Genomic DNA, 18,734 nt, shown 5'->3' with positions numbered 1-18,734 from the left:
ACCTCGATGTCGGCTCATCGCAACCTGGGGCTGAAGTCGGTCCCAAGGGTTGGGCTGTTCGCCCATTAAAGCGGTACGCGAGCTGGGTTCAGAACGTCGTGAGACAGTTCGGTCCATATCCGGTGCATGCGCAGGAATATTGAGAGGATTTCTCCCTAGTACGAGAGGACCGGGAGGAACGCACCTCTGGTGTACCAGTTATCGTGCCAACGGTAAACGCTGGGTAGCCATGTGCGGAGTGGATAACCGCTGAAAGCATCTAAGTGGGAAGCCCACCTCAAGATGAGTATTCCCATGGCGTTAGCCAGTAAGGTCACGGGAAGAACACCCGTTGATAGGCTCTATGTGGAAGCGCAGTAATGCGTGAAGCAGAGGAGTACTAATAGACCGAGGGCTTGACCAAAACTCAGGCTCTAAACAAAAGCTTGTTTCCAGTTTGCAATCATTAAGCCTTAGGGTTTAGTAGTTGACTTACCTATGTAGTTCTCAGGGTTCAACCTGAGGATGAATACTATCCTGGTGTCCATGGCGCAGTGGAACCACTCCGATCCATCTCGAACTCGGCTGTGAAACGCTGCAGCGGCAACGATATTTGGGGGGCAGCCCCCTGAGAAAATAGCTCGATGCCAGGTAAAACATTCATCCTAATAAATTGCCCCATCTTCTTGAAAGAGGATGGCGTAGTTGACTCAAAAGCCACCCGAAGGGGTGGCTTTTTTGTTGGTTAAGCTTCTTGGTGGGGCTTGGTGATTAAAATTGACTTTCAGGAACGATGCACGTGGACGTGTTTCCAGGTGCCATCGATTCTCTGCCAAATACGCGTCTCGCAGCAGCTAGAAGTAACCGCTGCTCCGTCGACCATCTTCTGGGTGAGACGGGTGTAGCTCAATACGGCAGCGTCGGGACTGATCCAGCGAATATGTGGTCTAGCCATGCTCACCTGTATGGGGGCTGGAGGGCTGCTTGGCGCTGCTGCTGGTAGGTCGAAATAGAATTGATGGAAGGCAAGACCCTCTGCGAGAACCCCATAGGTCTCCGCTTCGAAGCAGGTGAGGTCCAGGCTGCAGTGGCTGGAATAGGTGAGCCAATCACCGCTTACTACGCTTTCAAGCAGGTTTTGGTTGAGGCAGATCAACTGCTGCTCGTTTGTCTGCGGAGCCCCAGCTTTGGCATCAATTTCCTTATCGCCTTGGTTCATGGGTTTAGCTCCAGGTCTTGGAATGAGCTGATCCTCTCAAATCGACTCACCGCTTGTGCCGGATTGCCTGGGCGGATGCTTAGCAGCACCTGCATGCCGCTCGCAGCCGCCGCCTCGCATTCGGCCAGGGTGTCGGTTATGAACAATATTTGGTGGCTGGCAATATCAAGCGACTCGGCAATCTTTCTGTAGCTGCTTTGATCACGCTTGCTGCCCACGCGGGTGTCAAACCAGTTCCCAAATATCTCCCTGAGATCTCCACCACTGCTGTATCTGTAAATCAGCTGTTGGGCTCCAACTGATCCAGACGAATAGACCGCCAATTGCAGTCCTGCTGCATGCCACTGCCGCAGGGCGCCAGGTACATCTTCAAAAAGCGGACCCTGAAGTTTGCCGCTCTGATAGCCAATTTCCCAGATCATCCCCTGCAGCTCTTTCAGTGGCGCGAGCTTGCGATCCATCTTGATCAGCCAATGCAGGTACTTCAAAACACCGTCCTTCCCCTCTGCTAGGCCCTGCTGCCGCATTGACTGAGCTTCGGGGTCTGGATCTTCTGCCCAGGCTTTTTCTACTTCTGCTAGTAACTCTTGAACCTGCGGGTCCTTGTGTTGCTGGTTCAAAAAGCTGCCGAGATGCTCAGCTGCGTAGGGGAAAAGGGTGTCTGATACAAAGCTCACCGGACAGGTAGTGCCCTCAATGTCAAGCAGCACATGGCTAACGCCATGCTGTTGCACAACTGCCCTGCCGTGCTGCCTGCCGCTTAGCCCCTGAAGCAATAGTTGGCGCCAGTGTTGCTCCAGCAGAAACTCCAGAATCTCGAGATGTCTTCGAGCTGTTGTCAGATCTTTGCCCCAGGCATAGAGGCCATGGCCCGCTATCAGTAGCCCATAGGGCGCTGCCGCAAGGTGCGGTTCCGCGTTGCCGCGCAGTCGTTCCAGATCTTGATCGTTACCCAGCACTGGAATTGAGACCCTGGTGGCATGGGTGGCGACACCTTCAAGTCCTTTAAGCATCTCCAAGTCTTGCAGCACTAGGAAGGCTGCCCCTGCTTTGGTGGGTGCGTAGTGCTGGGACAGCAGGGTGCCGGCTTGGGAATGGGTGTGCAGCACCGCACCGGCTCCACAGGTCTCCACAAGGGCTAGGTGCAGGGCGGTTTCGGCGCTAGCCCGCCCGGTGCCTTTCAGCACCGCCCCAGCAGCATCGACCACGATCAGCTGCTCCGGGGCAACGCTGCCCTTATCCACCCCACTAGGAGCCATCAGCAACTCCAGCGGCTGCCACCGCAGTACGCAGCTGAAGTTGCCTCCCGTGCCATCGCACCAACCGCGGCGATGAATTGCGGCCATCGTTGCGCTGAGCTGTTGCGCTAACTCGGCAGTTTGTGATGCGGCGGTTTCCACGCAAGCTTGCGGTTTGTTCAATGCTGGCAGCTCGGGCACCAGTGGCTGCTGCGCCCGCCAAGTTTCTCGCGTTGAATAGGGGTCTGGCAGTGGCGGCAGGGTTCGCCGCCACGCCTGTAGACCCAGGCCACGCCCCCGTAATTGCCGTTGTTGCCCTTGAGATCGCGGAAGTCACTGAAGGTTGTGCCGCCGGCTCCGATGCTGGTTTCAAGCACCTCCACCAGCGCCTGGCGCAGGCGCTCCAGCTGCGAGACGCCAAGGCTGCCGCTGGTGGTGGCGGGCCGAATACCTGCAGCAAACAGGGACTCATCGGCATAGATGTTGCCTACCCCCGCCACCAGCGCCTGATCCAGCAGGGCATTTTTGATTGGCCGCCTTGAGCCCCGCAGCCGCTCGGCCAGGTAGGCCGCGTTGAAGGCTGGGCTGAAGGGCTCGGGGCCCAGCCGCCCCAGGCCCGTTATTACCGAGTCCAACGGTTGGCCTGGCGGTACCCACCACATCTGGCCGAAGCTGCGGGTGTCTACGAACCGCAGCTCCTGATTGCTGGCATCAAATAGTTGCACCCGGGTGTGGGAGCAGGCCGGTTTCGGAGTTTCCAGCCAAAGGAATTGGCCGGTCATGCGCAAATGCACGCCCCAGCTGCCAGCATCTTCACCCCCTCGACTGAGCTGGCTCATCAGATATTTGCCCCGTCGCGACCAGGCGCCAACTCGGCACCCGCACAAGGCTGAAGCGAATGCAGTGGGGTTTACCGGGCTGGCTATGGCCCTAGCCCGGTGCACCTCAACCCTGCTGATCTCAAAGCCTTGGGTCTGCCGCTCGAGACCCCGCCGCACGGTTTCAACTTCGGGTAATTCCGGCATTGGCTTAAGCGCTTGCCCAGCAAAATGCCCGCGCAACCAAAAGTTGCACGGGCTTTAGAGAAACCTGGGAATCCTCCTGCAACTTTGATCCCAAGAGGCTGATGCGGTTCAGGCCTTTTGGAGTTCGCTCTCGGCGAAGTTGTTGGTGTTGATGCCGCCTTCAGAGCCGCTGTAGCCGTTGTAGTTCACCTTCTCAAAGCGAACCACCACGGGGTAGCGGATGCCGGAAGTGTCGATCGAAGCGACGGTGCCGACTTCGTTGAACCAGTAAGACTCGGGGCGCTTGATGCGCACCTTGTCGCCGCGGGAGATTGCCATCGCTGCGCTTTAGATCGGGTGGCTGCCAGAGCGAAGATACCCGCGCAGGAGGTGGGCTTCACCAAGGGCGTCACGATTCGTCGCCCTTGGTGAGACGTTGGCTGCCCATGGCACCATCGACAGCACAGCAGCCCGTCCTTCCCATGGCCATGGACCCGATGGAGGTCCCGGCGCCGCCGGTGCTCAACCTCGAGCTGCCTGACCCCGAAAGCGACACCATCAGCACGATGGAATTTCTGGCCAGGCTTGAAGAAGCCTGGGCTGTGTGCGACCGCTTTGACCTGCAGACCGAAATCTGGCGCGGGCGGATTTTGGCGGCGGTGCGGGACCGGGAGAAGCGCGGCGGCGAAGGGCGTGGCACGGGCTTTCTGCAGTGGCTGCGGGAGCGGGAGATCAGCAAGACCCGGGCCTACACCTTGATCCAGCTTGCTGAGTCGGCTGAGAGTTTGGTTGGTGGCGGCCTGCTTGAGGAAACCAGCGTCAACAACTTTTCGAAGCGGGCCTTTCTGGAGACTGCCCAGGCCGACCCGGAGGTGCAGCAGATGATCAGCGAGGCGGCAAATGAGGGTCAGCAGATCACCCGCAAGCAAGTGCGCCGTCTTAGTGATGAGTTCACAGCCGCCACCAGCCCCCTTTTGCCCGAGGAGATCCGCCAGCGCACAGCTGACAATCTCCTGCCGCCGCGGGCTGTGGCTCCCCTGGTGAAGGAGCTGGCCAAGTTGCCAGAAGACCAGCAGGAGGACCTGCGCAAGGTGTTGCGTGAGGAGCCGGAGCTGGAGCGAGTCAAGGAGGTGACCTGCACGGCCCGTTGGTTGAGCAAGGCGGCGGAGGCAGCTCTGGCGGTGCGGGCGTTTCAGCAGGGGGAGCTGGATTTCGAGAAGGCGCTGCAGGAGGCTCAACGACTCGATGCCCTGGGCTTGCTGGCCGATGCGGTGGGCCAGGCCCAGGCCCTGGAGAGTGCCGTGCTGAAGCTGCACACCAGCTGGCGGCGGCTCGGGGGCCTGCAGGAGCGCCTCTGGGTGGAGAGCGGCAGCAGCACGCCCCACCTGCGCGAACTGCTCACTGCCTTGCAGTCGCTCAGCGGCAGCACCCTGCGGGTGTCCCTGGGGGAGTTGGCGGGGGGCAAGCGGGTGCGCTTGCAACTAGTGGAGGAGTCACCGGAGCAGCTACCGCCACCACCCCTGCCATGACCACCTCTGCCATGACCGGCCCCTAGCACCGCATCTGGTGGTCGCTATGGTCAGTGAGCACTACGGGTAGGGCCCAATTGCCTTCTGGCCCCGCTGATCCCCTGGCGCTGGCCCTGGAGCGCCATTTCGGCTGGTCCGAGTTCCGTCCCGGTCAGCGGCCGGTGGTGGAGGCCCTGCTGGCCGGCCAGGACTGCCTGGCGGTGCTGCCCACTGGCGGTGGCAAGTCGCTTTGTTATCAGCTGCCCGCCTTGGTGCGTGGTGGGCTGGTGCTGGTGATTTCACCCCTGGTTGCCCTGATGCAGGACCAGGTGAGCCAGTTGCAACGCCGAGGCATCCCTGCCGCCTGCCTGCATGGCGGCCTGGCCTTGCCGGAGCGGCGCCAGCTGCTGCAGCGGCTGCGCGATCACAGGCTGCGGCTGCTTTATCTGGCCCCGGAGCGGCTGCAGGGGGAAGCCACCCGCCAGCTGCTCGACGACGTTCTGGAGAGCGGCCAGCTGGTGGCGCTTGCGGTTGACGAGGCCCACTGCATCAGCGCCTGGGGCCATGATTTCCGCCCCGACTACCGCCGCCTAGGCCAATTGCGGGCTCAGTGCCCCGGGGTGCCCCTAGTGGCGCTCAGCGCCACCGCAGCCCCCCAGGTGCGGGCCGACATCATTCGCCTGCTGCAGCTGCGGCGACCGCTGATCCAGGTGCGTTCGGCCCGCCGCACCAACCTGGTGTATGGCATGCAGGTGCGCCCGCCCGATCCCCTGCCCCTGGTGCTGGCGGAGCTGGGGGCATCCCGGGGCGCGGTGCTGATCTATGCGCGCACCCGCCGCTCGGTGGAGCAATGGGCGGCTCGCTTGACAGGGGTCGGGGTGGAGGCGATCGCTTATCACGCCGGCATGGATCCCGAAAGTCGCCAGCTGGCCCTGGAGCATTTCCAGCTACAGCCGCGGCCGGTGCTGGTGGCCACCGTGGCCTTCGGCATGGGAGTGGACCGATCGGATGTGGGACTAGTGCTGCACCTGGACCTGCCGGCCAGTCCGGAGGGTTATCTGCAGGAATCGGGCCGGGCCGGCCGGGATGGGGAACTGGCGCGCTGTCTGGTGCTCTACGACCCGGCTGATCGCACCAGCTTGGGCTGGGCAATTCGGGGCGTGGGGGCCCAGCGCCAGCAGGACCAGCAACGGCTGGAGCTGGCCCAGCAACAATTGCGGCGGATGGAAGCGGTGGCGGAGGGCGAGGGTTGCCGGGAGCAGGCGCTGCTGCTGGCCGTAGGGGAACTGGCGGCCGCCTGCGGCCGTTGCGATAACTGCCGTAGTCCCCGTGAAAGTCGGGATTGGTCTGTTGAGGCGCACCAGGCGCTGGAGGTGCTGGAGCTTCGTCCCGGCCGCGATCTACGCAACCTGGCTGAGGAGCTCGCATCCGCCGTGTCGGTTGAGCAGCGACAGCAGCAAGAAGCGAGCTGGGGGTGGCTGCTGCGGCGGCTGGCCCAGGAGGAATTGCTCAGCGAAAGCGATGACGGCGCCCAGCGGCTCTATCTGCGCGCCTCGGGCCGGCGCTACGTGCGCCAGCCCTGGCCACTTCACTGGGCTGCCTGAGTGGGCAGCCTGATTGGTGGTACTTGGCTAGCCGGTTGGATTAGCTTGCCCGGGCTTTGCAGATATCGCTGATTAGCTGCTCCTCAAAGTCGCTCTGGGGTGCATCCCAGCTTTTCCATTGGCCTGATTGGCTGGTGGCATTGAGCTTGCGGGCTCCGCAGTTGACCGCCAAATAAACGGGCTTGCCATCGCTATTGAGGGTTGGGGCTACAAAACTGCCCCCCATGGGCTGCCAGTTGGCCCAGTCCACCTGCAGCGGGCCGTAGCTGCGCCAGTCGGGCCCCTGAGGTTTGCTGCTGCTGGGCTTGCTGCCAGTGCTCGGCCGGCTGGCGGGGGAGGTGGTTGCGGTAGTCGAAGTGGTTGAGGCTTTGGCGATGGGCGTGGCAACGACTGGGGAGGGCTTCGGAGTGGGTTGGATTTTCGGCTGGACCGCCGCTTGTACGACTGGTTGTACTGCGGGTTGTACAGCGGGTTGTACAGCCCTCTCGGCAGCCTTTTGCACTGGCTGTTGAACAGCTTGTTGAACAGGCTGTTGTATGGCCTGTTGTATGGGCTGCTGAACGGTGGGTGTGGGCCGGGGAGTGGGTTTGGGTGCTGGCGTTTTCACGGCCACTGGTGTTGTTACTGGCGTTGCAGTCGCGGTTGCCGTTGGGGTTGCCACTGCAGTTGCAGTTGCCACAGGCTTGGGATTGGGTTTGGACTGGGGTTTGGTCTGCGGTTTGGCTTGGGCGGCGGCGGGCTTTGGAGTGGCTGGCTTTGGAGTGGCCTTCACCGGAGGCGGGGCCTGCAGTTTCAGGCGGGCGCCGGACACCACCAGATCGGGGTCGTCGATTTTGTTGATAGCAACCAGCCGCTCAACCGGCAGCCCATAGCTGTCGGCGATGGTGGAGAGACTCTCACCGCTGCGCACCACGTGTTCCTTGGCGTTGCGCGGGGCCGCTGTGCTGCGGGGGGCGGCCGATGAGGAAGGACGCCCAGGGATGGCCAGGCGTGTTCCCGCCACCACCAGATTTGGATTGCTGATCCCGTTTAACTGAATCAGGCGCTCAGTGCTCGTGCCAAAGCGATCGGCGATTTCTGAGATGGTTTCACCGCTTTTCACCGTGTAAGGGGCGGAGGGTAGCTCGCGGGGAGCGGCGGCCGCAGTTGCCCGGCGAGATCCAGGTAGCACCAGCTTTTGGCCTGCGACCACCATGTCGGGGTTGGTGATGCCGTTGGCCTGCATCAACTGGTTGAGGCTGATCCCCTGGCGATCGGCGATGTCGGAGAGGGTGTCTCCGGGCTGGACGGTGACACTGGCGCCCCTGGAGCTCCCAGCGCCAGCGGCGCTACTGCCTGGCAGCCGCAAGCTCTGGCCTGCTACCACCATGTCGGGGTTGGTGATGCCATTGGCCTGCATCAGTCGGGTGAGGCTGACGCCGTGGCGGTCGGCAATTTCCGAGAGGGTTTCGCCTGGCTTTACCACCACGTTTGCCAGGGCTGCCGCAGGGGCCAGACCCGGGAAGGGCAACACCACCGCTAGGGCCAGGGCGGCAAGGGAGCGACGCATCGGCACCACGTATAGGTACGGGAACGTTAAGGGCGTTGCCTCGTCCCATCCAGTCCCCGGATTGATTTCGGCGCATCAAAGCTGCTGATCGCCCCCCCATCGCCGTGCCCCAGTTAGCCCAGCAGCCGCTTCACCAGGGCCAACTTGCCCGCATAGGGGGGGTAGCGGAAGGGCAGATCCAGCCAGAAAGGGCGCCTCAGAACCGTGCGCCGGTGCGAAAAGGTTAGAAAGCCAGCCTCGCCGTGGTAGCTGCCCATGCCGCTTTCGCCGACGCCGCCTAAGGGCAGGGCCGCCGCACCCGCCTGCATCACTACATCGTTGAAGCAGACGCCACCCGAGCTGGTGGTGTCCAGGGTGCGCTGCTGGGCGGCTCGATCGTGGCTAAACAAGTAGAGAGCAAGGGGCTTGGGCCTTGCCCTCACCTCGGCCAGGGCCGCTTCCAGGTTGGCTACTGCCAGCACGGGCAGAATTGGGCCAAACAGCTCCTCCTGCATCAGCGGATCGTCGCCGGATTCGATTGCTACCAAGGTGGGTTCGATGCGCCGGCGGCTGGGATCGCTGCGCCCCCCAGCCAGCACCTGGCCGCGGCTGCGGGCTCCCGCCAGCAGGGCCTCCAGTCGCTGGAACTGGGCTTCATTGACGATGGAGCCCATGTCCTCACTGGCGAGGGGATCGCTGCCGTAGAAGCGCTGCCATTCGGCAGCGATAGCTGCAACTAGCGCTTCCCGCACGGCTGGTTGCACCAGCAGGTGGTCGGGCGCGATGCAGGTTTGACCAGCATTGAGACCCTTGCCCCAGGCCAGACGCTTGGCGCTGGTCGCGATGTCGGCATCGGCAAGCACGATCGCCGGACTCTTGCCGCCCAGCTCCAGGGTCACGGGGGTGAGATGGCGGGCGGCGGCGGCCATCACCAGCCGGCCGACCCGGCCGCCCCCGGTGAAAAGGATGTGGTCAAACTGCTGCTCCAGCAGCTCGGCTGCCACGGCCCCATCGCCAGTGACCACCTGCACCACCTCGGCAGGAAAGGCCAGGGGTAGGCAGCGGGCCAGGAGTGCGGAGATGTGGGGCGCATGCTCTGAGGGCTTGATCACTGCCGTGTTGCCCGCCGCCAGGGCGCTTACCAGCGGGTGCAGGCAGAGATGGAATGGGTAGTTCCAGGGGCCGATGATCAACACGCAGCCCAGAGGTTCGGTTTGCACCCAGGCCTGGCCGGGCCGCAGGGCCAGATCCAGCCCAATCGGCCGCGGTGCCATCCAGCGCTTCAGCTGACGCCGGGTGAGGGTCAGCTCCTGACGCACCGCTATCAGCTCAAAGGTGGCCTCTAGGGGCGGTTTGCCTAGGTCGGCCGCCAAGGCTTCGAGCACTGCCGCCTCCTGATCGCGCAACAGGCCTTCCAGGCGATCTAGCTGCTCCAGCCGCCAGGCCAGGCTGCGGGTGAGGCCCGTGCTTACGGGTGCCCGCATTGCTGCAATCGGCGTGGCCAGGAGCGGGGTGGCGCTTGGGGCGGAGGTCAAGGGGCAGGCCGCGTGTCAGCCCAAGCTGGCAAATTGCTTGAGGCTTTGGTTGCTCAGAGCCAGGCCAACCCCTGCAGCATCTTGCAAAGCAGCTGCAGGACCATGACCTGGTCTTCCATGATCAGGGTGCGAAGGGTCACCCAAACGCAGCCTTTGTACCACTGTGCTTGAGGAGCGGTGCCAGCCCCTCTTTTTGTAAGCCCTTGACGAGATTTGAACTCGTGACCTCTCCCTTACCAAGGGAGTGCTCTACCACTGAGCTACAAGGGCATGTGGAAGGTGGGCCGGGTTGGATTTGAACCAACGTAGGCAGAGCCAGCGGATTTACAGTCCGCCCCCATTAACCACTCGGGCACCGACCCGAACCACACCCGAAGAACTTACCAGCCGACCTTCTCCATGCAGCTGCTCGCTCTCCACGGTCCCAATCTCAACCTGCTGGGCACCCGCGAGCCGGGTGTTTATGGCAGTCAGACCCTTGATCAAGTCAACGCTGAGCTGGAGAGTCGAGCCCAGGCCCTGGGGGCGTCTATCAGCTGCTTTCAAAGCAACCATGAAGGCGCCCTGGTGGATCGCATCCACGAGGGTCGGGGCAGCGTAAATGGCATTTTGATCAATGCCGGCGCTTACACCCACAGCTCAATTGCCCTGCGTGATGCCCTGCTGGGGGTGGCGATTCCCTTCGTGGAATTGCACTTGAGCAACACCCACGCCCGCGAGCCGTTTCGGCACCATTCCACCCTGGCCGATAAGGCCCTGGGCGTGATCTGTGGCTTTGGGCCACTCAGTTACACCCTGGCCCTGGAGGGCCTGGTGGCCCACCTGCGAGCCCAGCCTTGATGGCCCGGGTGAAGTGGTTAGCGGCCCCCTCCAGCCCCGCCTGGCTGGAGCAGGCAATTGCCCAGCCAGAGCTGCTGTTGATTGACCACGCCCACTGCGAGCGCAAGGCTGCCGGCGTAGCCCTGCAGCTGATGTTTCGTTATCCCAGCGAGGTCGGCTTGGCGGCCGCCCTTAGCCCCCTGGCACGGGAGGAGTTGGAGCATTTCGAGCAGGTGCTGCAATTGCTGCAACGGCGCGGCGCATCCCTGCGCTCCCTGCCGGCCCCGGCCTACGGCTCGGCCCTCACGGCCCAGGTGCGCAAGGGCGAACCCCAGCGCATGCTCGATTCCTTTTTGGTGGCTGGCTTGATTGAGGCCCGCAGCCATGAGCGCATGGCCCTGCTGGCGGCCCATAGCCCCGATGCCGAGCTGCGAGAGCTGTATGGAGAGCTGCTGGCCAGCGAAGCGCGCCATTTCGGCCTCTACTGGCTGCTCTGCGAAGAGCGCTTCGGCCGTGGGGCCACGGTGGAGCGGCTGCAGGAGCTGGCGGCGGCGGAAGTCGCAGCCCTCACAGGCGATCTCGCCGCCGCAGACCAGGTGCGCATGCACTCGGTGGGGATTGATTTGGTGAGCTGACTTCGGCAGACAGCACCGCCCACCCGATCTACAAACGGTTTATGAGCCATCCAGCGGTGGGCCGCCAGCGGCTGCCACGCCACATCCAGCACGAACACAGAGATGGCAATCCGGCGGCCTTTCGCTGGAGTGTGCTGCTCAACAGCGGCCTCTCCGCTTTGCAGCTGGCCATTGGCATCGGCTTTGGCTCTTTGGCCCTGATCGGCGATGCCCTGCACAACCTCGGCGATGTGGCGGGGTTGCTGCTGGGCTGGGGGGCTGAGCGCCTCAGCGCCCTGCCCGCCAACAAGCAATTCACCTACGGATTTGGCCGCAGCACCCAGCTGGCTTCGATGATCAACGCGGCCTTGATCTTGATGGCATCCGCCGTTGTGATCGTTGAGGGCGTGCAAAGACTGGCCAAGCCGGTGGAGCTAACCCCTGGCCCGGTGGCGGTGGCGGCCCTGTTGGGCATTGCGGTGAACCTGGGCTCGGCCCGTTTGTTTGGCCACAACCACAGCCACGATCTCAACCGCCGAGCTGCGGTGGTGCACCTGCTCACCGATGCGGCGGTGAGTGCTGCGGTGCTGGTCAGCGCCCTGTTGATTCAGTTCACCGGCATCCACTGGCTTGATCCCTTCACCGGTATTGGCGTGGGCTTGGCCGTGGCCTGGTCCGGCTGGACCCTGCTGCGTCAGTCGGTGCTGGTGAGCCTCGACGGGATCCCGCCAGGCATCGATCGAGATGCCGTGGAACGCACCTTGGCCGAGCTGCCAGGGGTGGCGGCGGTGCATCACATTCATATTTGGGGCATGAGCACCTCCCAAACGGCCCTGACGGCGCACCTCCTGCGCGATCCCCAGCAGGTGGACGACATGGCCCTATTGCATAGAGCAAAAGCTGAGTTGGCCCAGCTGGGCATCGACCATTCCACCCTTCAGTTAGAGCCCCTCCAGTTAGAGCCTCTGCAACTTGATTAAGACCGGAGCATTAGCTCAGCTGTCTTTGAACCGGTCGCGGATGGTGTTGACCTCCGGGAGATGGCACTTCAAGGCCTGAACGCAATCGCCCAGGATGTACGACATCGGCGATTTCATCCAAAATCCGAACGCTACGGTTAGCCGCTAAGGGAGGCGCTTTCGGAAAGGCGAAACTCATATCCCTTTATGGCTACGCCCTGGCGAGTGCTATGCACAAAGGTTTTGAGCATGTCATCGCTTGGTTCGTAGAGAGCGCAGGCGATGCGATCTACATCAGGAACCTGCTCCAGCAATTGCTCGTGCAGCTGGCGCAGCCTGAAATTGAGGTCATCGCCAACTTGACGGATCAGGCTGGCAGCTTCCTTGTTCCTCTCGGGCTCAGTGGGGCGAGATGGCTGGCCGGAAATGTCATTTCGAGAGAAAAACCTATCTTTTTCTTCTCAGCTTCAATGCAAGTCCTAAGCGCCTAATTCGTCGAGGCGGGGGTAGTGGTCGGCGATTTGGTCGCCGGTAAATTCGGCCACCCAGCCTGCGGGGTTGTCGAAGAAGCGCAGGGCGCAGAAATGGGGTTCGGGACCCATGTCAAACCAGTGCTTCGTGCCTGCCGGCACGGAAATCCAGTCGCCCGCTTCACAGAGCAGCTGCAGCACCGTATCGCCGATGTGCAGGCAGAAAAGGCCGCGGCCCTCTACGAAAAAGCGCACCTCGTCTTCGCTGTGGGTGTGCTCGGCCAGAAACTTCTGGCGCAGGGCCTGGCGGTCGGGATGGTTCGGAGTGAGGCGAATCGCATCCACCGTGGGGTAAGAACCGCCGGCCTGCACTCGAGCGATTTCGGTGGCGTAGACGGCCAGGATCGCGGTCGGATCGGCATCCGGGGCCAAGCAGCCCCGGACTTGCCAGCGCTCAAAGCCAATGCCTAATGGCGCCAGGGTGGCGGCGATTGCGGCCGGATCACTACTGCTGAGATTTGGTGAGGCTGATGCGGCTGGGCCGGTGCCAAATACCTGCAGAAGAGTCATCGGGCCAGATCACGGTCTTTTCCCAGCTTAGAAAGGCTGCAGCAGCAGGCCCGTTGTGTTTTCGGCAGAATTTCCGGGAGCCCTGGCGCCGGTGGCAGGGCTCACCGTGGTAGGCGTTGGCCCCGGTGATCCCCAGCTGCTTACCGTGGCGGCGGTGCGGGCAATTGGGGCCGCGGCGGTGGTCGCCTACCCGGTGGCCCGGCTCGAGGCGGAGGGAATGGCGGCCCAGATCGCCGCCCCCTGGATGGGCCCCGAGCAACGGCGCCTACCGCTGCTGTTTCCGATGGTGAGCGAGGCGGAGCCGCGCCGCCAGGCCTGGCATGCCGCCGCCGCTGCCCTGGCCGCAGAAGTGGCTGCTGGCCAGGCCGTGGTGTTGCTGTGCGAGGGGGACGCCTCCCTCTATGCCAGCGCCTCCTACGCCCTATTGGCCCTAGCGGAGCGCCATCCCAGCTGTCCGGTGGCGGTGATCCCCGGCATCACGGCGGTGGCCGCCGCCGCCGCCGCTGCCTCCTCCCAGGGGTTGCCCTGGCCGCTGGCCCTGCAGCAGGACGCCCTGCTGATTCGCCCCACGCCCGACGATCCCGCCCAGCTCGAGGCGCTGCTGGCTGAGGCGGCGGCATCGGCCACGGTGCTGGCCCTGCTCAAGCTCGGCCACCGCTGGGCCTGGGTGCGGCCCCTGCTGGAGCAGCGCAACCTGTTGGCAGGGGCCTTGTTTGCCCAGCGGGTGGGCTGGCCCGACCAGCTACTGGCGCCGGCGGCCGAGGTGCCCGCCGATGAACAGCCCTACTTTTCGCTACTGCTTATTCGTCAGAGCTGGCCAGAGGTGCTGCCTTGAACAGCGGCCTCCGCTCGTTGCAGCAGCTCCAGGGCTGCGCCGGGGGTGGGCGCCCGCATCAGGGCGTGGCGTAGCTGGGGGGCGCCGACGAAGCCCTGGCAGGTCCAGCCCATGTGCTTGCGGGCGATCAGCAGGCCATGGTCGCCCTTGGCCGCCACCAGGGCCTGCAGCTGCTCCGCCGCTAGGGCGAGGCGCTCGAGGGCGCCGGGGGTGGCTGGGATGGGCCGGCCGCTGAGCTCCGCATCGATCTGGCCCACCAGCCAGGGGGAGCCCATGCTGCCCCGGCCCACCATCACCCCATCGGCGCCCGTCTGCTCCAGGCAGCGCCTGGCAGCGGCCGGACTATCCACATCACCGTTGGCGATCACCGGGATCGTCAGCGCCGCCTTCACCGCAGCGATGGCGGCCCAGTCGGCCTGACCCTTGAAGCCCTGTTCGCGGCTGCGGCCGTGCAGGGTGAGCAGCTGGGCGCCGGCATTTTCGAGCCGCTGGCACCAGCTCACCGCATCGCTGCCATCGCACCAGCCCAGCCGCGTTTTCACCGTCACCGGGAGCGCCACGGCCGCGGCCACGCTTGCCACCAGGCGGGCCGCCAGCTCGGGATCGCGGATCAGGCCGCTACCGCCGCCTTTCTTGGCGATCTTCTTCACCGGGCAGCCCATATTGATGTCGATCAGAAAGGCGCCGGCGGCCTCGGCGCGCTTGGCCGCCTCGGCCATGGCGGCGGGCCGGTAATCAAACAGCTGCACACCGATCGGGCCGGCCTCGCCGCCCAGCTCCTCCACCTTCTGCAGCCCGAAGCCCAGCTCCAGGCTGGTGGCGTTCACCATCTCGGTGAACAGCAGGGCATCGGGCGCCCAGCGCCGCACCAGAGCGCGGAAAATGCGATCGCTCACCCCCGCCAGGGGCGACTGCAGCACCCGGCAGCGCAGGGCACGGGGAGTGCCGTTGCCAGAGAGCTGCAGGGGCAGAGCGTTGATCGGTGAACCAGTGATCATGGTGATCCGATTGTGATGCTTCAGGCCGATGGCTTCCGCTCAGGCCGCCCCCGCTGCCGTGCCCTACCCCTTGAGCCAAGAGTTGCTGGAGGCGGTGCTGGCCGACCGCACCAGCGATCGCTTCGTGTGTGAGCTGATCTGGCCGCGCCTGGGATACGAGATGAATGGATCCGGCACCTGGAGCGCCGGCCCGGCCACCAGCGCTGCCTGGCGGGAGTCCTTCCCGATCGAACCCCAGTTCATCGCCGAGCGGCCCGCCGCGGTGGCCCTCACCCGCTCGATCGCCAAGGCGCACAAGCAGCTGCTCAAGCAGCAGCTGGGTTTTGCGGGCTACACGATCGGCGAGCTCTACCCGCGCCGCACCCGCCGCGCCACCGCCGTGAACTGGTTGCTGGCCTATCTGGCCGAGCGAGATGAAGCCCTGCCGGAGAGCGGGCCACTGCCGCTGCTGTTGGTGGCGCCGGCTGATCCGGTGCTGGGGCATCCGGGTGACTTGCCCATCAGCTAATTGCTGGGGTTAGGGGCTCTCTGTAGGGTCAATAAAGGACAGATGTAGGAATACCTCCCTTGGCCTTACCGGTCGTTGCAATTATCGGACGCCCCAACGTGGGCAAATCCACCCTGGTGAACCGGCTCTGCCGCAGCCGCGAAGCGATCGTGCACGACACGCCCGGCGTGACGCGGGATCGCACCTACCAAGAGGGTTACTGGGCTGATCGCACCTTCCGAGTGGTCGACACCGGCGGCCTGGTGTTTGACGACGACAGCGAGTTTCTGCCGGAGATTCGCGAGCAGGCAAACCTGGCCCTGGCCGAGGCGGCCGTAGCCCTGGTTGTTGTTGATGGTCAGCAGGGTTGCACCGCCGCCGACCAGTCGATTGCCGAGTGGCTGCGGGGCCAGGGGGTTCCCACCATGCTCGCGGTGAATAAATGCGAGTCGCCGGATGCGGGCCTGGCCATGGCGGCCGAGTTTTGGGGCCTGGGCCTGGGCGAGCCCTTCCCGATTTCGGCGATTCACGGTGCCGGCACCGGCGACCTGCTCGACAAGGTGGTGAGCTATCTGCCCCCCACCGAAGAAGACGAGGGCGAAGAGCCGATTCAGCTGGCGATCATCGGCCGGCCCAACGTGGGTAAATCCAGCCTGCTCAATGCGGTGTGCGGTGAAAACCGGGCGATCGTCAGCCCGATTCGTGGCACCACCCGCGACACGATCGACACCACGATTGAGCGGGAGGGCAAAACCTGGAAGCTGCTCGATACGGCCGGCATCCGCCGCCGCCGTTCGGTGAGCTACGGCCCCGAATACTTCGGCATCAGTCGCAGCTTCAAGGCGATCGAGCGCTCCGATGTGTGCGTATTGGTGATTGACGCCCTCGATGGCGTCACCGAGCAAGACCAGCGCCTGGCTGGCCGCATCGAAGAGGACGGCCGCGCCTGCGTGGTGGTGGTGAATAAGTGGGATGCCATTGAAAAAGACAGCCACACCATGCCGGCGATGGAGAAGGAGCTCCGCGCCAAGCTCTATTTCCTCGACTGGGCGCCGATGCTGTTCACCTCTGCCCTCAGCGGCCAGCGGGTGCAGGCGATCTTCCCCCTGGCCCTGCTGGCGGTGGAGCAGCACCGCCGCCGCGTCACCACTTCGGTGGTGAACGAGGTGCTCACCGAGGCGCTCAGCTGGCGCACGCCGCCCACCAGCCGTGGTGGCCGCCAGGGCCGCCTCTACTACGGCACCCAGGTGGCGGTGCGGCCCCCCAGCTTCACGTTGTTTGTCAATGAGCCGAGGCTTTTCGGTGAAACCTATCGCCGCTATGTGGAGCGTCAGATCCGCGAGGGCCTGGGCTTTGAGGGCACGCCGATCAAGCTGTTCTGGCGCGGTAAGCAGCAGCGAGATGCTGAGAAGGAGCTGGCCCGCAGCCAGACTCGTGGGCGCTAGGGCCTGCGCTTAGGTGGATTTCTTACGCCAGATCCCCATCGGCCAATTTGCCGCCCCAGATCCGGCGGAGGCGGCCACGGGCGGCAGCTGGTTGCGCCGGCTTGATCCGCGCCTGAAGCTGGCCTGGAGCCTGATTTTTCTAGTAACGCCGATCCTGGCAGGACCGCTCTGGCGTCTCAGCCTGGTGGGCTTATTGCTGCTGATCACCGCCGCTAGCGGGCTCAGCTGGCGGCTATGGCGCCGCAGCGTGCCGCTGCTACTGGCCCTTGCCCTATTGGTGGGTGCCCTGGCGGCCCTGCTGCCGGCGGGCACGGCGGCATCCGCAGCCCTGCAGCGGCCGCCGGCGGAGTTGCGGCTCCAGCCCGGCCCCCCCGGCAGCCCGCCGCCAGAGCGCTCGGGCACCCCCTGGGTGCTGCTGCGCGCTGGCCCCCTGGTGGTGACCCGCCGTTCAGCTGAGCTGGGCCTCAACGGCGCCACGCTGCTATTCACCCTGGTGCACAGCGCCAACCTGTTGCTGCTCAGCACCTCCCCCGAACAGTTGGTGTGGGCGATCAGCTGGCTGCTGGCGCCCTTGGCCCGGCTGGGCCTGCCGGTGGAGCGGCTTGGCTTCACCCTGCTGCTTTCCCTGCGCTTCCTGCCCCTAGTGCAGGAGGAGCTGCAAAACCTGTTGCGATCTATTGCAACCCGGGCGGTGAATTTCAAGCGGCTGGGCTGGAAGGGGGGCTTGGCCTTGGTGCTGGCCCTGGGAGAGCGGCTGCTGGCCAACGTGTTGCTGCGCGCCGAGCAGGGTGCTGAGGCGCTGCTGGCCCGCGGCGGGGTCTGGCTGCCGCCCGACCAGCTGCTGCGACCAGCGGTTGCGGGGCGGGGCCTGGGCCTGGGCCTGCTCAACGCCACGGCGGCGGGATTGTTGCTGCTGATGCTCCTGCTGCGTTGGAAAGTCGGTGACCTTTAATGGCCAAGTTCAACCGCATCGGTGAGCAGCGCATTGACGAGCAGCGCATTTGTGAGTCAGGAGCGCTATCTAAACCATCCCACCTTCGGGATGCTCTATCGGGTGGCGGCGGTGTCCGAAGGCCGGGATCTGTTCGCCACCCTCTACGCCCAGCGCATTTTTTTCGTCGTCACCCTGCAGCCCCGTGGCGCCACCTTTGAGGTGGTGCCGCTGATGGATGCTCGCCACTTTGCTGAGCAAAATCTGGTGCGCTCCCGCCGCGACGGTCCCGAGGCCCACGCCCACTGGCGTCAGTTGTTTGACCAGACCTTCATCTGAATCCTTGGCCCGGCGACTGGCCGCCCTCCAGGCCGAGCTGCCGCCAGGCTGTCGCCTGCTGGCGGTGAGCAAGGGTCAGCCCGCTGATCGGATTCGCGAAGCGGTGGCCGCCGGCCAGAGCAGCTTTGGTGAAAGTCGCCTGCAGGAGGCGGTGCTCAAGCAGGCCGAGCTGGCCGATCTGGCGCCCCTCGACTGGCATTTCATCGGCCGGCTGCAGGCCAATAAGGCCCGGGGTGTGGTGCGCCACTTCGGCACGATCCACTCCCTCGACAGCCTTGAGCTGGCTAGACGTCTGGCCCGCATCGCCGCCGAGGAGCAGCGCCAGCCAGCGGTGTTTTTTCAGGTGAAATTTCGCCCCGATCCCGCCAAGACCGGCTTTGACCCCGCTGAGCTCTGCCAACACTGGCCTGAGTTGGGTGGCCTGGCGCCCCTGCGGCCCTTGGGCCTGATGACCCTGGCCCCCCTGGGCCTGGACGAGGCCGAGCGTCGGGTCCTTTTTGGCGAGTGCGACGCCCTGGCGACGAAGCTGGGCCTGCCGGAGCGTTCGATGGGCATGAGTGGCGATTGGCCCGAGGCTGCTGAGGCTGGCAGCACCTGGGTGCGCATTGGTAGCGGCCTGTTTGGGCCGCGCCAAATTCAATAATTTCCCCAG

At 64.3% G+C, this 18,734-nt stretch carries 20 protein-coding genes, 2 tRNA genes and 2 rRNA genes; 13 read left to right on the top strand and 11 right to left on the bottom strand.

Annotated elements, in window-relative coordinates:
- Window positions 1-403: ribosomal RNA gene (locus KBZ22_RS10180) — 23S ribosomal RNA — on the top strand; the annotation flags it as partial.
- 112 nt (window positions 404-515) lie between these two features.
- Window positions 516-632, top strand: a 5S ribosomal RNA gene (rrf, locus tag KBZ22_RS10175).
- Between the two features lie 131 nt (window positions 633-763).
- Here rrf and KBZ22_RS10170 read toward each other — a convergent pair.
- The 4 genes from KBZ22_RS10170 to KBZ22_RS10150 form a co-directional block, all read right to left on the bottom strand.
- Entirely contained in the window at window positions 764-1,198 is a 435-nt protein-coding gene (locus tag KBZ22_RS10170; protein ID WP_255021875.1) for a DUF4440 domain-containing protein, read from the bottom strand.
- Window positions 1,195-2,598 carry an acireductone synthase gene (gene mtnC, locus KBZ22_RS14355; RefSeq protein ID WP_315858610.1) on the bottom strand — a complete coding sequence of 468 codons (1,404 nt, stop codon included), beginning with the start codon at window positions 2,596-2,598 and terminating at the stop codon, window positions 1,195-1,197. Before mtnC ends, KBZ22_RS10170 begins: the two co-directional genes overlap by 4 nt.
- Before the next feature lie 17 nt (window positions 2,599-2,615).
- Complete coding sequence (locus KBZ22_RS10155; RefSeq protein ID WP_255021874.1) at window positions 2,616-3,461, bottom strand: DNA-formamidopyrimidine glycosylase; 846 nt, start codon at window positions 3,459-3,461, stop codon at window positions 2,616-2,618.
- A gap of 108 nt (window positions 3,462-3,569) precedes the next feature.
- Window positions 3,570-3,779 carry a photosystem I reaction center subunit IV gene (locus KBZ22_RS10150; RefSeq protein WP_106502000.1) on the bottom strand — a complete coding sequence of 70 codons (210 nt, stop codon included), beginning with the start codon at window positions 3,777-3,779 and terminating at the stop codon, window positions 3,570-3,572.
- A gap of 149 nt (window positions 3,780-3,928) precedes the next feature.
- Between KBZ22_RS10150 and KBZ22_RS10145 the strand changes: the two genes are divergently transcribed.
- Complete coding sequence (locus KBZ22_RS10145; protein WP_254942585.1) at window positions 3,929-4,969, top strand: hypothetical protein; 1,041 nt, start codon at window positions 3,929-3,931, stop codon at window positions 4,967-4,969.
- A 77-nt stretch (window positions 4,970-5,046) separates the two neighbouring features.
- Window positions 5,047-6,552, top strand: a complete 1,506-nt coding sequence (locus KBZ22_RS10140) for an ATP-dependent DNA helicase RecQ (RefSeq protein WP_255021873.1) — start codon at window positions 5,047-5,049, stop codon at window positions 6,550-6,552.
- Window positions 6,553-6,592: 40 nt separating this feature from the next.
- Here the strand turns inward: KBZ22_RS10140 and KBZ22_RS10135 are convergent, their stop codons facing one another.
- From KBZ22_RS10135 to KBZ22_RS10120, 4 genes are all read right to left on the bottom strand, one after another.
- Window positions 6,593-8,101, bottom strand: a complete 1,509-nt coding sequence (locus KBZ22_RS10135; RefSeq protein ID WP_255021872.1) for a LysM peptidoglycan-binding domain-containing protein — start codon at window positions 8,099-8,101, stop codon at window positions 6,593-6,595.
- A 113-nt stretch (window positions 8,102-8,214) separates the two neighbouring features.
- Complete coding sequence (locus KBZ22_RS10130; RefSeq protein WP_254942586.1) at window positions 8,215-9,564, bottom strand: aldehyde dehydrogenase family protein; 1,350 nt, start codon at window positions 9,562-9,564, stop codon at window positions 8,215-8,217.
- A 249-nt stretch (window positions 9,565-9,813) separates the two neighbouring features.
- Window positions 9,814-9,885 (bottom strand) — tRNA-Thr (locus KBZ22_RS10125).
- 10 nt (window positions 9,886-9,895) lie between these two features.
- Window positions 9,896-9,977: transfer RNA gene (locus KBZ22_RS10120), tRNA-Tyr, on the bottom strand.
- A 37-nt stretch (window positions 9,978-10,014) separates the two neighbouring features.
- On the opposite strand from KBZ22_RS10120, the gene aroQ reads away from it, so the two are divergent.
- The 3 genes from aroQ to KBZ22_RS10105 are packed head-to-tail and all read left to right on the top strand — an operon-like array spanning window position 10,015 to window position 12,028.
- Window positions 10,015-10,455: a type II 3-dehydroquinate dehydratase gene (aroQ, locus tag KBZ22_RS10115; protein ID WP_255021871.1), complete on the top strand. Its 441-nt coding sequence runs from the start codon at window positions 10,015-10,017 to the stop codon at window positions 10,453-10,455.
- The gene (locus tag KBZ22_RS10110; RefSeq protein WP_106502003.1) at window positions 10,455-11,069 is read left to right on the top strand and encodes a tRNA-(ms[2]io[6]A)-hydroxylase; all 615 of its coding nucleotides are present in this window, start codon (window positions 10,455-10,457) and stop codon (window positions 11,067-11,069) included. Before aroQ ends, KBZ22_RS10110 begins: the two co-directional genes overlap by 1 nt.
- A 41-nt stretch (window positions 11,070-11,110) precedes the next feature.
- Window positions 11,111-12,028: a cation diffusion facilitator family transporter gene (locus KBZ22_RS10105; protein WP_255021870.1), complete on the top strand. Its 918-nt coding sequence runs from the start codon at window positions 11,111-11,113 to the stop codon at window positions 12,026-12,028.
- Between the two features lie 137 nt (window positions 12,029-12,165).
- Here KBZ22_RS10105 and KBZ22_RS10100 read toward each other — a convergent pair whose 3' ends face one another.
- Window positions 12,166-12,321 (bottom strand): hypothetical protein, encoded by a 156-nt coding sequence (locus KBZ22_RS10100; RefSeq protein WP_255021869.1) that lies wholly within the window; start codon window positions 12,319-12,321, stop codon window positions 12,166-12,168.
- A 165-nt stretch (window positions 12,322-12,486) separates the two neighbouring features.
- Complete coding sequence (locus KBZ22_RS10095) at window positions 12,487-13,047, bottom strand: acireductone dioxygenase (protein WP_255021868.1); 561 nt, start codon at window positions 13,045-13,047, stop codon at window positions 12,487-12,489.
- Between the two features lie 55 nt (window positions 13,048-13,102).
- Between KBZ22_RS10095 and cobI the strand changes: the two genes are divergently transcribed.
- The gene (gene cobI / locus KBZ22_RS10090; protein ID WP_255021867.1) at window positions 13,103-13,882 is read left to right on the top strand and encodes a precorrin-2 C(20)-methyltransferase; all 780 of its coding nucleotides are present in this window, start codon (window positions 13,103-13,105) and stop codon (window positions 13,880-13,882) included.
- On the opposite strand, the gene dusB is transcribed toward cobI, so the two are convergent.
- Complete coding sequence (gene dusB, locus KBZ22_RS10085) at window positions 13,855-14,880, bottom strand: tRNA dihydrouridine synthase DusB (RefSeq protein ID WP_255021866.1); 1,026 nt, start codon at window positions 14,878-14,880, stop codon at window positions 13,855-13,857. The genes cobI and dusB overlap by 28 nt on opposite strands.
- A gap of 28 nt (window positions 14,881-14,908) precedes the next feature.
- Between dusB and KBZ22_RS10080 the strand changes: the two genes are divergently transcribed.
- Genes KBZ22_RS10080 through KBZ22_RS10060 form a run of 5 tightly spaced genes read left to right on the top strand, consistent with a single transcriptional unit; the run spans window position 14,909 to window position 18,725 of the window.
- Window positions 14,909-15,388, top strand: coding sequence for a DUF1823 family protein (locus KBZ22_RS10080; RefSeq protein ID WP_255021865.1), 480 nt, complete (start codon window positions 14,909-14,911; stop codon window positions 15,386-15,388).
- A 59-nt stretch (window positions 15,389-15,447) separates the two neighbouring features.
- Window positions 15,448-16,812 carry a ribosome biogenesis GTPase Der gene (gene der / locus KBZ22_RS10075; RefSeq protein ID WP_106502008.1) on the top strand — a complete coding sequence of 455 codons (1,365 nt, stop codon included), beginning with the start codon at window positions 15,448-15,450 and terminating at the stop codon, window positions 16,810-16,812.
- Between the two features lie 13 nt (window positions 16,813-16,825).
- A complete protein-coding gene (locus KBZ22_RS10070) occupies window positions 16,826-17,764 on the top strand; it encodes a CbiQ family ECF transporter T component (protein ID WP_255019705.1) in 939 nt (312 codons plus the stop codon).
- 51 nt (window positions 17,765-17,815) lie between these two features.
- A complete protein-coding gene (locus tag KBZ22_RS10065) occupies window positions 17,816-18,082 on the top strand; it encodes a PipX family protein (protein ID WP_255021883.1) in 267 nt (88 codons plus the stop codon).
- A 4-nt stretch (window positions 18,083-18,086) separates the two neighbouring features.
- The gene (locus KBZ22_RS10060; RefSeq protein WP_255021864.1) at window positions 18,087-18,725 is read left to right on the top strand and encodes a YggS family pyridoxal phosphate-dependent enzyme; all 639 of its coding nucleotides are present in this window, start codon (window positions 18,087-18,089) and stop codon (window positions 18,723-18,725) included.
- Window positions 18,726-18,734: the final 9 nt, after the last annotated feature.

Origin of the sequence: Cyanobium sp. L1E-Cus, from assembly GCF_024345755.1 — a bacterium.
In the GTDB taxonomy this organism is placed as follows: Bacteria; Cyanobacteriota; Cyanobacteriia; order PCC-6307; family Cyanobiaceae; genus Cyanobium_A; species Cyanobium_A usitatum.
This window is presented reverse-complemented; position numbering and strand designations above follow the sequence as displayed.

Bases quoted from the DNA above. Each gene is read 5' to 3' on its own strand.
- KBZ22_RS10170 (WP_255021875.1), bottom strand. From the start codon at position 1,198: ATGAACCAAGGCGATAAGGAAATTGATGCCAAAGCTGGGGCTCCGCAG.
- KBZ22_RS10130 (WP_254942586.1), bottom strand. From the start codon at position 9,564: ATGCGGGCACCCGTAAGCACGGGCCTCACCCGCAGCCTGGCCTGGCGG.
- KBZ22_RS10145 (WP_254942585.1), top strand. From the start codon at position 3,929: ATGGACCCGATGGAGGTCCCGGCGCCGCCGGTGCTCAACCTCGAGCTG.
- KBZ22_RS10135 (WP_255021872.1), bottom strand. From the start codon at position 8,101: ATGCGTCGCTCCCTTGCCGCCCTGGCCCTAGCGGTGGTGTTGCCCTTC.
- KBZ22_RS10095 (WP_255021868.1), bottom strand. From the start codon at position 13,047: ATGACTCTTCTGCAGGTATTTGGCACCGGCCCAGCCGCATCAGCCTCA.
- KBZ22_RS10110 (WP_106502003.1), top strand. From the start codon at position 10,455: ATGGCCCGGGTGAAGTGGTTAGCGGCCCCCTCCAGCCCCGCCTGGCTG.
- KBZ22_RS10105 (WP_255021870.1), top strand. From the start codon at position 11,111: ATGAGCCATCCAGCGGTGGGCCGCCAGCGGCTGCCACGCCACATCCAG.
- KBZ22_RS10155 (WP_255021874.1), bottom strand. From the start codon at position 3,461: ATGCCGGAATTACCCGAAGTTGAAACCGTGCGGCGGGGTCTCGAGCGG.
- KBZ22_RS10150 (WP_106502000.1), bottom strand. From the start codon at position 3,779: ATGGCAATCTCCCGCGGCGACAAGGTGCGCATCAAGCGCCCCGAGTCT.
- KBZ22_RS10080 (WP_255021865.1), top strand. From the start codon at position 14,909: ATGGCTTCCGCTCAGGCCGCCCCCGCTGCCGTGCCCTACCCCTTGAGC.
- aroQ (WP_255021871.1), top strand. From the start codon at position 10,015: ATGCAGCTGCTCGCTCTCCACGGTCCCAATCTCAACCTGCTGGGCACC.
- dusB (WP_255021866.1), bottom strand. From the start codon at position 14,880: ATGATCACTGGTTCACCGATCAACGCTCTGCCCCTGCAGCTCTCTGGC.